Raw genomic sequence first — 12,610 nt, 5'->3', positions numbered from 1 at the left:
CCGACCCCCGCTCCGTCACGGTAAGAGAAGGCTTATTCGGCACGCGAGAGGAAATCGGCGGTATGAACCAGTTCGTCCGGGAGGTGAGGTGAGTGCCCGCTGCCGACCTCCCCTTCGGGCTTCCGGAGGTTGACTACTCCGAGTACACGAACCGACAGCTCATCGCCGTCCCCCTCGGCGTGCTGCTGGTCGCCCTCCTCATCATCGGTGGGGTCTGGGTCACCACCGGCGCGCCGGTCGACCTCGGCGTCGAGTTCTCCGGCGGGACCGAGATGCGCGTCGGCGTCGACGGTGCGAACCCACAACAGCAGATCAGCGACGCCTTCGACCCCGCACCGAGCAACGTCCAACCGATCGCCGAGGAGAACACCTACATCCTGACGTTCGGCGAGGGCGTCGAAAGCAACACCCTCCAGAGTCAGGCCGAGGCCGCGGGGTTCAGTGTGCTCTCCATCGACGGCACCTCCGCCAGTTTCGGTGAGGAGGCACAGATCCAAGCCCTCGGCGGCATCGCCATCGCCTTCGTGGGTATGAGCGTACTCGTGTTCGCGATGTTCCGGACGTTCGTCCCGAGCATCGCCGTCGTGCTCTCGGCGTTCTCCGACGTGGTCGTGCCGCTGGCGCTGATGAACGTCCTCGGGATCCAACTCACGCTCGGTTCGGTCGCCGCGCTCCTGATGATCATCGGGTACTCCGTCGACTCGGACATCCTGCTCAACAACCACGTGCTCCGACGGCAGGGGAGCTTCTACGAGTCGGCCTATCGCGCGATGGAGACCGGGATCACGATGACCCTGACCTCCATCGCCGCGATGATCGTGATGACGGTCGTGGCGACGGCGTTCGGTATCGGCCTGCTCTCCTCGATCGGACTGATCCTCGTCTTCGGGCTGGCGACCGACCTGCTGAACACCTACATGCTGAACATGTCGCTGCTTCGCTGGTGGAAGTTCGAGGGGGTGAACCGATAATGGCCGACGACGAGGGAACGTGGGCCAGTATCAAGCGCAACTGGCGAGTCGTCCTGCTGGTCGCCATCGTGCTCGCCAGCACGTTCGCGCTGTTCTCGCCGACGCTCGCCGCGAGTTCCGGCGGGAACGGCGGGGGCGACGACGCCGCCGTCGAGGACTCCGGGATCACGAACATCCAGTACGGCCTCGAACTCGCCGGCGGGACGCGGATCCAAGCACCCCTGATCGGGGTACACGCGACCGGGGTTGACGTCCCGTCCGGGACCGAGGCGGCGACTGTTCGGTCCGACGTTGCCAGTAACATCGCGAACGCGTCGACGTCTGACGTGACCGTGCGGTTCCCCGGCGAGTACGGCGAGACGAGACAGCAGACGACCGTCGTCGAGGTGACCGCCGACAACGTCACCGCAGCAGACCTCGACGCCGCGCTCTCGGAGGCCGGCTACCCGGCCGAGAACGTCGAGAACCGCGTCTCCGCCGTGACTCAACAGACCTCGGTGTCGATCCTGAGCCAGAAGGTCAACGAGGCCGGCCTCTCGGGCGGGACCGTCCGGGTCGTCGGCGGCGACGTTATCGTCGTCGAGGTGCCCAACGCGAACCAGAGCCAGGTGCGCGAACTCGTCGAGTCCCGCGGCCAGGTGCTGATCCAGGCGTACCACCGCAACGAGAACGGGACGTACGTCCGGACGACGGTGATGGACTCCGACGACCTCTCGCAGGTCGGTAACGCCCGACAGACCGAGGGCGGCCAGGGCGCCGAGGTCGGCGTCGTCGTCGCCGAGGACAGCGCACAGGAGGTCCAGCAACGGTTCCGTGACACGGGCCTCGCACAGGAGGGCGGCACGGAGTGTCGCTACCGGCAGAGCCCCAACTCGACGGAGCCCTGTATCCTGCTCGTGCAGGACGGCGAGGTGCTGAACTCCTTCGGCGTCCGCTCGACGCTGGCGGAACCCATGCGCGATGGGACGTGGGCCAACGACCCGCGGTTCAGCCTGACCACCGGGAACCTCTCGACGGCACAGGAAGTCGCGATCAACCTCCGCGCCGGCGCCCTGCCGGCCGAACTCGACCTCGACTCGAACTCGATGCTCTACGTCGCCCCCTCGCAGTCCGACCGCTTCAAGACGAACTCCCTGCTCGCAGGGGTCGCCGCGGTGCTCGCGGTCAGCGGCGTCGTGTTCGCGCGTTACCGCCGCGTCGAGGTGGCGGGGCCGATGATCGTCACCGCGCTCTCGGAGGTCGTGGTGCTGATGGGTGCGGCCGCCGCGCTCGGCTACCCGGTCGACCTCTCGGTGATCGCCGGCTTCATCGCCGCCATCGGGACCGGGGTTGACGACCTGATCATCATCGCCGACGAGGTGATGAGCGAGGGCGAGGTGAGCAGCCAGCGGGTGTTCCAGAGCCGCTTCCGCAAGGCGTTCTGGGTGATCGGCGCCGCGGCGGCGACGACCATCGTCGCGCTCTCGCCGCTGGCGGTGCTCTCGCTCGGCCAACTCAGCGGGTTCGCGATCTTCACCATCCTCGGCGTGCTCGTCGGGGTGCTGGTCACGCGGCCGGCCTACGGTGACATCCTGCGCTCGCTGCTGACCGGCGAGCACTGACCGGCGGAGCGCTTTTCTCCCGTTCTCACGAACCGGTGGGTATGCCCTCCACTACCGACGACAGCGACGCGAGCGGCGACGACGGCGACCTCGACCCGGGAACCGAAGCCGCCGTCCGGCGGATCGTCCGTGAAGAACGTGACTCGCCGCTGTGGGCGCTCATGCAGGTGCTCGGCGGCGTTGCGTTCGCGGTGCTGGTCGTGCCGGTCCTGCTCGGACTGCTCCTGATCCTCGGCGTACCGTTCCTCGTCGTCGCCGCGCTGGCGCTCGTCGGGCTACTCGCGGGCATCGCGTACGGCTGGGCGCTCCCGCCGTTCCGCTGACCGGGCGCGAGCCTTTTGTCCGCCGGAACGCTCCCCCCGGTAGATGCGCGTCCGACTGCGTGGCGACGCCTACGACCTGGACACGAGCCTGCTCGCCGAGAGCGACGACGAGGTCCGGCGCCAACTCGACCAGTACGCCGCCGGCGAGCGACAGGCGTTCGACCTGACGGTGGACTACCCGGCGGGCCACCTCGGCGACGTGATGCGCGCGATGGCGGCGATCCCGTACGGCGAGACGCGGCGGTACGGCGACATCGCTGCCCGGATGGGCTCCGGTGCCGTCGCCGTGGGACAGGCCTGCGGGGCGAACCCACTCCCGGTCGTCGTTCCCTGTCACCGCGTCGTCGGCGCGGACGGGACCGGCGGCTTCTCGGCGCCGGGCGGCGTCGACGCGAAGCGGCGGCTGCTGGCGTTCGAGCGCGGCGAGGGGTTGGATCGCTTCTAGAAGTCGCTCAGGCCGGACTGCTCGGCGGCCGCGAGGGCGTCCTCGCACGTCGCCCACGTCGTCCGCGCACACCCGGGGAGTGTCCCGTGTTCGTCGACGTAGTCCACGAGAAAGGCTCGTGTCGTCGGGTCCGAGGGGTAGCCGCTCCCGACGTCACGTCCGTACTCGGTGTCGATCTCGGCCATCCGGCGGTCCCGCTCGACCTTGGCGACGACGCTGGCCGCGGAGACGATGGCGTGAGCCTCGTCGGCACCGTGTTCGGCGGTGACCGTGAGGGCGGTCCCGCGCTCGGCGACGGCATCCCGGAGTCGGCGACCGAACCGGCCTTCGTCCGTGTCGGCGGCGTCGGCGACCACGTCGTCGTCGGCCCCGGCGACTGCGGCGATCGCTTCCGCCTGCGCGGCGACGCCCAGCGTGTTCATGTCGGTCTCGGGAGCGTCGATCCGTGCGGGTTCGATCGCGGCCGTGGCGACCCGTATCGCGGGATGGTCGCGCAGCGCAGCAGCAAGCTCTTCGCGGCGCGCCGGTGAGAGCTTCTTCGAGTCGTCGAGTCCCGCGGGTAGGTCGCCGGGGTCGGCACGGACCGCGCCGGCGACCATCGGCCCCAGCGCGGGGCCTTTACCGGCCTCGTCGGCGCCGATCTGCATCAGTCCCGGAAGAACGCCGCGTTCTCGAAGGGCTCGCTCTCGCCGTCGACCCGGAGCACGTCGAGGGCGGTCACCTCGGCGCCGATGCCGAGGAGGCCCGCGAGCGAGGGGTTCGTCCGGCCCTCGTCGCCGGAGATGAGTTCCTTGATGTAGAGGCCGCCGGCGCCGTGGACCTCGACGGTCGCCGTGTGGCTGTCCTCGAGGTCGCCCTCGATCTCGTAGACGTCGCGGGTGCGGACCTTGCTCGCCCGGCGGTGGTCGACGCGGTTCGGGGTCTCCTGTTCGATCGTCGTGCCGTCGAGTTCGGCGAGGGCCTCGGCGAACGCCTCGGCGTCGACGGCCTCTTCGAACGCCACCTGCGCGCTGTAGCGTTTCGAGGCGTCGTGGCGCTTGACGCGCTCGACCATGTCGTGGGTGGCGAGGCGCAGTCCCTCGACCTCGACTTTCCCCTCGGCGAAGGCGTTGATGTCCGACTGGAGCCGATCGGTGTCGACGGTCCGGCGGCGTGGCTCCTCGATCTCGATGACGAACGGCCGGCCCGTGCCGAGCATGAGGGCGTCAACGTCCTCGCGGCCGGCGCCGTGGAACGTCGCGCCGACGCCGTCCATCACGTCCTCGACGACCGGCGCGGTCAGCTGTTCGACGCTCTCGGGGTAGCGGTAGCCGAGGCCGTCACACTCCTCACAGGGCTCCCGGCCCTGTCGGCCGCTGCCTTTGCAGGCCGAACACGGCCACTTCGTCTGCGGGATGTCCCGGACGAGCTTCCGGTAGCGCCCGTAGACGAACGCGGAGTTGACTTTCGCCTCGACCTCGTCGTCGCCGAGGTCCAGCAGGAACTGCACGTCGGGGCGCTCGAAGTCGACCTCGGTTCCGGTGAGTCGGCCGACGCGCTTGCCGACCTCGCGGTTGAACTCGCTCTTGAACGGCTCCCCCGCGTCGGCGTCGAGGCCGGCGTCCTCACGCAGCATCCGTTCGTTCTCCTCGATCAGCGCCGGCGGCCGGGTGCCGACCTGGTAGGTACCGAACTCGACGCCCTCGACGGCTTCGGCGGCGCGTTCGGCCCACGCGTCGAAGGCGCCACAGTGGCCCTCACACACCCAACAGTCCGCCGGCTCGACGGACGCCGGCGGCTCGTCGTCTTCGAGTCCGATCGTCGTCCGGAGCGCGCGGCCCCGTTCGCGGTTGGTGAGGCCGAAGCTCCGGTCGGCGAACACCCGACCCAGACAGGCGTCACAGACACCCCCGACGGCGTCGACGGCGCGGGCGTCCTCGAGTACGCTCATGGCCGGAGTCGGGGGCGGAACGGGTAACTACCTTGCCCTTCCCGCGCAGCGGCGGTGTCCCCGGCGGTGCCACAGATACTTCCCGTTCGCTTGTGTCGGCTGAGACAGTTTCTCTTCATGAGTGCTGGCACCGGACTGCGGGAGTACGGCGTGTTCGCGCTGCTCGCGTTGGTCTGGGGCTCGTCGTACGCGGCCATCGACGTGGGGCTCCGTGAGCTTCCGCCGCTGTTGTTCGCGGGGCTGCGCTACGACGCCGCCACGCTGTTCCTGTTCGGCGTCGTCCTCATCGCCGGCGAGCGAGTGCTCCCCCGCGAACGCCACGAGTGGACCACGGTCCTGATCGGCGGGACGTTCCTGATCGCGATCAACATCGGCGGCCTGTTCGTCGGCCAGCAGTACGTGCCGAGTTCGGTCGCGGCGATCCTGCAGAGCGTCTCGCCGGTACTGACGCCGGTGTTCGCGTGGGTGCTCCTCGACGCCCGGCTGGGGGTGCGTACCGTGGTCGGCTCGGTGCTCGGCCTGCTCGGCGTCGCCATCATCGGCGGCTGGGAGCCACACTGGGGGCTGCCCTCGCTCGGCGTCGGCGTCGCCGGCGACGCGGTGGCGACGCTGCCCAACGACGACGGGACGATGGTCGGGGTCGCAGTCCTGTTCGGCGCCGCGGCGGCGTTCGCGCTCGGGTCGGTGCTGCTCGAACGGCTGCCGCCGACGCTGCCGACGACCACCTCCCAGGCGTGGATGATGGCCGTCGGCGCGATCCAACTGCACCTCGGGAGCGTCGTCCTCGGCGAGCCGACGGGGGAGTTGGAACTCCTCCGCTTCGAGACGGTCGGGGCGGTGCTCTACCTCGGTGTCGTCTGTGGGGCGGTCGGCTACCTGCTCTACTACGAACTGCTCAACAGCATGGGGCCGGTGCGCGCGAGCGTCGTCAACTACGTCACGCCCGTCGTCGCCGCGGTGATCGGCTTCCTCTTCCTCGGCGAGCAGTTGGGGTTGGCCGCCGTGGTCGGGTTCGTGCTCGTCGCCGCCGGCTTCGCCGGGATGCAGTGGGACAGCCTGGTGGCGTTCCAGGCGCGCATCGACGACGCTTATCGCCGTCGGGAGTACCTCGGCGGCGACCGGGGGGGCGAGTCGCTGCGCGAGGCGTACTTCGGTGCCCCCGACCCCGACGAGGACGCCGAGGCGTGGGAGTGGGGGCCGCAGTAGCTGCGCGGAAGCGTCGTCAAAAAGGTGGAGGGCCGATCCCGGCGGTGTCGGAGGGGCGAGTCCGGCGATCAGGGGGGACCGGTCCGTAACTCGACTTCGACGTCGCTGACGCCGAAGCGTTCCTCCAAGCCCGCCGCAACGTCGGCGGCGTCGTCGACGCCAAGCGAGGCCGAAACGGTGACCGTGAGGTCGTTCAGACCGGGGCGGATGCCCTCGAGGTCGATCTCGTCGACCGCGTCGACGCCGTCGGCGCCGCGGAGGCGGTTGCGGACGCCGGTTTCGAGGTCGCCGGCGGCGTTGCGGGGGACGCTGACTGTACAGGTGACGCCCACGGGCTGACGGCGAACCGCCGACCCGTCGGAACTTTTGGTGCTCATCGCATGCTCCCACCACGACTCGAACGTGCTGGGGGACCAGCTCCCGTGGGAGTTGGCCCGCGGCGTGAACAGACGGCTCAGGAGAGTGCAGGTTCGCACCGACCGGGCCGCCGTGAACCGATTCACGCTGCGAGCCGATCGGACCGAACCTGCGGACGTACGGATGCAATCCCAAGGTAGCCGGACCGGCCCACTCCGGTCATCCCGGACTCGCCACTGGTGTGGCAGGCGAGTCCGAGTGTGGCTGTCTTGGAACGCATCGTTCGACCTGCTTGCACCTGTGAAGCCCCACTACTTAGTTCTGTTCCGACCATGACCCATGCTAGCACAGCAGTAGTAACCGCCTACTCGCCGTACGGAAGCGGGTAGGCTGGTGTTAACCGATATCTCGTTATCGCTGAATTCGTGGGTTAGAAGCGCTCAATCGGTGTTATCACTGAGTGCGCTCCGGGGAAATCCTTATACCGTAGCAAAACTTACTCATCTGTGTAATGCCGGAATGCAAACTCACTCTCTCGGACGGAACTAGTGGGGCCGTCCGACACTGGGACGGAGGTCTCGATGGCCCGGATGGGCCGAACGTCGAAGCAGTCGACGTGTCAACGCAGCGTGCGGCGACGACCTCAAACCCAGATCAGTGACCCAGCCCAAATCGCGAGCCCACGGCCGAGAGGAGCACCGCCAGCGAACGGACGACCGCTTCGACGACGAGGTCGAAACCCTCGACGCCGAGGACATCGACGAGGACGAACTCGTCCGCACGGACAAGGGCGAACTGGTCCACGAGGAGACGGGGATCATCGTCGAGGAAGAGAACATCGATCACGGGCCCGAGTGGCGCGCGTTCGATCACTCCGAGCGACAGAACAAATCCCGCGTCGGGTCGCCGATGACGCAGGCCCGCCACGACAAGGGTCTCACGACCGACATCGACTGGCGCGACACCGACGCCTCGGGCCGCCAGCTCTCCGCGGAGAAGCGCTCCCGGATGCAGCGGCTACGTACGTGGCAGGAGCGTATCCGAACACAGGAGTCCGGCGAACGGAACCTCCAGCAGGCACTCGCGGAGATCGACCGAATGGCTAGCGCGACGGGCGTGCCCAAGTCGGTCCGTGAGATCGCCTGCGTGATCTACCGACAGGCGCTCGATCGTGACCTGATCCGCGGGCGCTCCATCGAGGGGATGGGGACTGCGTCCCTGATGGCCGCCTGCCGACAGGAGAGCATCCCGCGCAGCCTCGACGACCTGACGAAGGTCTCCCGAGTCGAGCGCCGCGAGATCGGCCGTTCGTACCGATACATCAGCGAGGAGCTATCGCTCTCGCTCAAGCCCGTCGAGCCGGGCCAGTACATCCCGCGGTTCTCGAGCGAACTCGACCTCGAGAACACGACCCAACAGAAGGCCGCCGAGATCGTCCAAGAGACGACCGAACTCGGTCTCCACGCCGGCAAGTCGCCGACCGGCTTCGCCGCCGCCGCGGTGTACCTGGCGTCGCTGGTCTGTTCGGACCAGCGGACACAGCGCGAGATCGCCGACATCGCTGACGTGACCGTCGTCACGATCCGTAACCGCTACAAGGAGCAGATGGACGCGCTGGACCTGGACGTCTCGTTCTAAGGCGTCTCCGGGCCGTCTTTTCCCGTTTACCGTCGCCCTCAGCCACGGTACCGTCAGCGGCGGGCAGGACCGACGGGGCTGCTTCGAACCGAAATCATTTGTTCCCCCGAAGCCACTCGCGAGTATGCGAGTCATCCGGAACGGGACGGTCCACACCCAGACCGAGCGGGGAACGATCGAGGGCGACGTGCTGATCGAGGACGGCGAGATCGCGGCCGTCGGGGAGGTCGACGCGCCGGCCGACGCCGAGGAGATCGACGTCGACGGGGCCCACGTCACCCCGGGGCTCGTCGACGCCCACTCCCACGCCGGGATGGCCGAGTGGGCCGAGCCCGAGGACGCAGACTTCAACGAGGGCACCTCGGCGACGACGCCGAACGTCAACGCCCTCGACGGCTTCCACCCGCGCGACGAGGAGCTCAAACACGCCTTCCAGAACGGCGTCACCAGCGTCTCGAGCCGGATGGGGTCGGGCAACGTCATCGGCGGCATCATCGTCTCGATGAAGACCTACGGCGACCGTGCCGACGAGATGCTCATCAAGGAAGACGGCATGAAGGCCGCGATGGGCGAGAACCCCAAGCGCTTCCACGGCGAACGCGAGGGGCGCCAGCCTTCCACCCGCCCGGGCGTCGCCGCGACGCTCCGCGAGCAGTTCATGCAGGCCGAGGACTACCTCGACCGGAAGGAAGACGCCGCCGCGGAGGACGAGTCCTTCGAGCGTGACCTCGGGATGGAGAACCTCTCGCGGGTGCTGACGGGCGACCTCCCGCTGCGGGTCCACGCCCACCGTGCCGACGACATCATGACCGTCTTCCGGATCGGCGAGGAGTTCGGCATCGACGACCTCTCGATCGAGCACGCGACCGAGGGCCACGTCGTCGCCGACGAGTTCGTCGAGCGCGACGTCCCCGCGGTCGTCGGCCCGTCCATCTCGTCGGCCTCGAAGTACGAACTGCGGAACATCACCTTCGAGACGCCGGGCATCCTCCACGACGCCGGCGTCAAGGTCGCCATCCAGACCGACGCGCCGGTCCTGCCACAGCAGCACCTCGACGTGTGCGTGGGACTGGCGGTTCGTGAGGGCCTGCCCGCGGAGGCGGCACTCGACGCCGTGACCACCAACGCCGCGGAGATCCTCGGCATCGAGGACCGCGTGGGTACGCTCGAACCGGGCACCGACGCCGACGTTGCCGTCTGGAACGGCGAGTTCTGGCGCGTCGACAGCCGCACGCAGCACGTGTTCGTCGACGGCGAACACGTCTTCGACCGCGACGCGGACGCTGTCGACCCCCGCGAGGAGTACGCCTGGTAAGCGGTGGGGCTCCCAACGCTCTCCACGCCGGCCATCGACGACGAGGACCCGAGCGTCCCGGTCGTGGTCGGCGCCATCGTCGCCGGCGTGTTCTTCGGCGGCGTCGGCGGCGGCGTCGCATTCCCCATCCTCCCCGCGCTGGGGTCGGTCATCGGCGCCTCGGCGTTCGTTGTCGGCCTGATCCTCTCGATCAACCGGTTTACCCGCCTGCTGCTGGCGACGCCCGCCGGGCAGGTGCTCGACCGGTTCGGCACCCGGCGGCCGATGCTGATCGGTCTCGTCGTGCAGGGATTGGTCCCCTTCGGCTACGTGCTCGGACTGGATCCGGGGCCGATCCCCCTGTCGGGTGCGGCGCTGTTCTTCCTCTCGCGTGCGGTCTGGGGGGTCGGCTCGGCGTTCGTGTTCGTCGGCGCGTTCACGACAGTCACCCACGTCACCTCGCCGGCGAACCGCGGGAAGTGGGTGGGCTACATGCGCGGCGGACAGAGCCTCGGCTTCCCCGCGGGGCTGATCCTCGGTGGCGTGCTCTCGGAGGCGTACGGCAACTCTGGGGCGTTCGTGATCGCCGGGGTGTTGGGCCTGTTCGCCGCGTTCGTGGCGTTCGTCGTCCTCCCGAACGTCGAAGGGAGTTCCACGGCCACGACGCGGCTGCGTGATCTCCCGGCGGTCGTTCGCTCGGACGCGCGGGTGTTCGGGATCGGCGCCACCAACTTCTCGGTTCGGCTGCTCTACGCGGGTATCCTGCTCTCGACGGCGGTGCTCTACACCACCGAGAACGGCATCTCCCTGGGGTCGCTCGGCGAGACCGGTGCCAGCGGTATCGTGATGGCCGTCTCGGTGCTCGCGATGTCGGTGACGACGCTGCTCGTCGGCCGACTCTCCGACGGCCTGCCGTCGCGGACCTACACCGTCATCCCGGCGCTGGGCCTGCTCGCCAGCGGGTTCGCGCTGCTCGCGTTCCTCCCCACGGTCGAGGGCACCGTCGCCGGCGTGGCGATGATCGGGATCGGCGTCGGCGGGACCGGCCCGCCGCTGCTGGCCTACCTGGGTGACATCGCACCCGGCGAGGACGTGGGGAAACTCGGCGGCGTCTACAACGTCTTCGGCGACCTCGGCTCGACGATCGGCCCGCTCGTCGCACTCCCGCTGGCGTCGACGGTCGGCATCGGCACGGAGTATCTGGTCTGTGCCGGCCTCGCGCTGCTCACCGCCGGGATGGTGCTGGCGACGCTCGACGGCGACCCCGAGGAGATCCAGTCGGTGGCGGTCGTCACCGGCGACGACTGAGCACGCGCTGGCGGGGCCGTCGGCTCGCCCCAAGCGAGAGCTTAAACACCGAGGCGCGCCCAGTCCCGCCAAGCCATGAGCGATCCCGTCCCCGCGATGGCCGAGCGGGCAGCGGACTGCGCCGACTGCCTGCTCGCCGCCGACTCCGTCGTGCTCGCCTCCCACATCGACGCCGACGGCCTCACTAGCGGCGCCATCGCCGCCACCGCACTGGAGCGGGCCGGGGTCCCATTCGAGACGACCTTCGAGAAGCAGTTGGACGCCGAAGCGATCGATCGCATCGCCGCCACCGAGCACGACGTGGCGCTCTTCACCGACTTCGGGAGCGGCCAACTGGACGACATCGTCCCTCACGAGGACGCCGGCGACTTCACGCCCGTGGTCGCCGACCACCACCAGCCAGCGACCGTCGAGGACGGCGAGGACCCCGACACGGACCTGCACCTGAACCCCCTCCTGTTCGGCATCGACGGCGCCGCGGAACTCTCCGGTGCGGGCGCGACCTACGTCCTCGCCCGCGCGATGGAGACCGACGGCGTCGACAACCGCGACCTCGCCGCGCTCGCCGTCGTCGGCGCCGTGGGCGACATGCAGGACACCGACGGCGGCCTGATCGGCGCCAACGAGGGGGTCGTCGCCGAGGGCGTCGAGGCCGGCGTCCTCGAGGAGGTCACCGACATCTCGCTGTACGGCCGCCAGACCCGCCCGCTGCCGAAGCTTCTGGAGTACGCGAGCGAACTCCGGATCCCGGGCATCTCGGGCGACGAGAACGGGTCGATCCGGTTCCTCTCCGACCTGGACGTGGACCTGCAGGTCGACGGCGACTGGCGTCGGTGGGTCGACCTCTCCTTCGAGGAGCGCCAGACCGTCGCCAGCGCGCTGATGCGTCACGCCATCTCCCGCGGGGTCCCCCCCGAACGGGTCAACAGCGTCACGACGACGACGTACACGCTCACCGCCGAGGCCGTCGGCACCGAACTGCGGGACGTGAGCGAGTTCTCGACGGTGCTCAACGCCACCGCGCGCTACGAGCGTGCCGACGTGGGACTGGCGGTCTGTCTGGGCTACCGTGGCGACGCCCTGGAGGAGGCCCGGAGGTTGCTCCGAACCCACCGTCGGAACCTCTCGGAGGGGCTGGAGTGGGTGAAAAACGAGGGCGTCGAACACGAGGAGCACCTCCAGTGGTTCGACGCCGGGACGCGCATCCGCGAGACCATCGTGGGCATCATCGCCGGCATGGCGCTGGGCGCCGACGGCGTCCGGCGCGACCAGCCCATCGTCGCCTTCGCCGAGGAGAACGCCGAGGAACTGAAGGTCTCCGCGCGGGGCAGCGGCTTCCTCGTTCGGGACGGACTCGACCTCTCGGTCGTGATGTCCGAGGCGTCGGCGGCCGTCGGCGGCGGCGGCGGCGGACACGACGTGGCCGCGGGGGCGACGATCCCCCGCGACGCCCGGGACGCGTTCCTCGAACGCGCCGACGAGATCGTCGGCGAGCAACTGGGGGACTGAGCCCCGGGCATCGGTCCGGCCCCCTTCG

Annotated in this window: 12 protein-coding genes; 9 read left to right on the top strand and 3 right to left on the bottom strand. The window is 69.3% G+C overall.

The genetic code is table 11. The annotated features are described in order from the left end of the window. Positions 1 to 92: 92 nt before the first annotated feature. The 4 genes from secF to NO998_RS03285 are packed head-to-tail and all read left to right on the top strand — an operon-like array spanning position 93 to position 3,340. Positions 93 to 971 carry a protein translocase subunit SecF gene (gene secF, locus NO998_RS03300; RefSeq protein WP_267645614.1) on the top strand — a complete coding sequence of 293 codons (879 nt, stop codon included), beginning with the start codon at positions 93 to 95 and terminating at the stop codon, positions 969 to 971. Then, positions 971 to 2,572 (top strand): preprotein translocase subunit SecD, encoded by a 1,602-nt coding sequence (locus NO998_RS03295; protein ID WP_267645612.1) that lies wholly within the window; start codon positions 971 to 973, stop codon positions 2,570 to 2,572. Before secF ends, NO998_RS03295 begins: the two co-directional genes overlap by 1 nt. Positions 2,573 to 2,613: 41 nt before the next feature. After that, on the top strand, positions 2,614 to 2,895 hold the full coding sequence (locus tag NO998_RS03290; protein WP_267645611.1) for a hypothetical protein: 282 nt from the start codon (positions 2,614 to 2,616) through the stop codon (positions 2,893 to 2,895). A 43-nt stretch (positions 2,896 to 2,938) separates the two neighbouring features. Beyond that, complete coding sequence (locus NO998_RS03285) at positions 2,939 to 3,340, top strand: methylated-DNA--[protein]-cysteine S-methyltransferase (protein ID WP_267645610.1); 402 nt, start codon at positions 2,939 to 2,941, stop codon at positions 3,338 to 3,340. Here NO998_RS03285 and rnhB read toward each other — a convergent pair. Together rnhB and NO998_RS03275 are read right to left on the bottom strand one after the other, a co-directional pair. Then, complete coding sequence (gene rnhB, locus NO998_RS03280; protein ID WP_267645609.1) at positions 3,337 to 3,987, bottom strand: ribonuclease HII; 651 nt, start codon at positions 3,985 to 3,987, stop codon at positions 3,337 to 3,339. The two genes, NO998_RS03285 and rnhB, sit on opposite strands and share 4 nt — an antisense overlap. Next, positions 3,987 to 5,270, bottom strand: a complete 1,284-nt coding sequence (locus NO998_RS03275) for a tRNA pseudouridine(54/55) synthase Pus10 (RefSeq protein WP_267645608.1) — start codon at positions 5,268 to 5,270, stop codon at positions 3,987 to 3,989. Before NO998_RS03275 ends, rnhB begins: the two co-directional genes overlap by 1 nt. Before the next feature lie 117 nt (positions 5,271 to 5,387). Between NO998_RS03275 and NO998_RS03270 the strand changes: the two genes are divergently transcribed. Continuing rightward, positions 5,388 to 6,476, top strand: coding sequence for a DMT family transporter (locus tag NO998_RS03270; RefSeq protein ID WP_267645607.1), 1,089 nt, complete (start codon positions 5,388 to 5,390; stop codon positions 6,474 to 6,476). 68 nt (positions 6,477 to 6,544) lie between these two features. On the opposite strand, the gene NO998_RS03265 is transcribed toward NO998_RS03270, so the two are convergent. Further along, positions 6,545 to 6,853, bottom strand: a complete 309-nt coding sequence (locus NO998_RS03265; protein ID WP_267645606.1) for a hypothetical protein — start codon at positions 6,851 to 6,853, stop codon at positions 6,545 to 6,547. Positions 6,854 to 7,589: 736 nt separating this feature from the next. On the opposite strand from NO998_RS03265, the gene NO998_RS03260 reads away from it, so the two are divergent. The 4 genes from NO998_RS03260 to recJ all read left to right on the top strand — a co-directional run bounded on the left by NO998_RS03260 (position 7,590) and on the right by recJ (position 12,582). Further along, positions 7,590 to 8,471: a transcription initiation factor IIB gene (locus NO998_RS03260; protein ID WP_321169527.1), complete on the top strand. Its 882-nt coding sequence runs from the start codon at positions 7,590 to 7,592 to the stop codon at positions 8,469 to 8,471. A 124-nt stretch (positions 8,472 to 8,595) separates the two neighbouring features. Next, positions 8,596 to 9,786, top strand: coding sequence for an amidohydrolase (locus NO998_RS03255; RefSeq protein WP_267645604.1), 1,191 nt, complete (start codon positions 8,596 to 8,598; stop codon positions 9,784 to 9,786). A gap of 3 nt (positions 9,787 to 9,789) precedes the next feature. Next, a complete protein-coding gene (locus tag NO998_RS15770; RefSeq protein WP_267645602.1) occupies positions 9,790 to 11,073 on the top strand; it encodes an MFS transporter in 1,284 nt (427 codons plus the stop codon). Positions 11,074 to 11,148: 75 nt separating this feature from the next. After that, the gene (gene recJ, locus NO998_RS03245) at positions 11,149 to 12,582 is read left to right on the top strand and encodes a RecJ family nuclease (RefSeq protein WP_267645601.1); all 1,434 of its coding nucleotides are present in this window, start codon (positions 11,149 to 11,151) and stop codon (positions 12,580 to 12,582) included. Positions 12,583 to 12,610 lie beyond the last annotated feature (28 nt).

Source organism: Halolamina litorea (assembly GCF_026616205.1).
GTDB classification, from domain to species: Archaea; Halobacteriota; Halobacteria; order Halobacteriales; family Haloferacaceae; genus Halolamina; species Halolamina litorea.
Note: the sequence above shows the minus strand (reverse complement) of the source record. Positions and strands in the feature narration are given on the sequence as shown.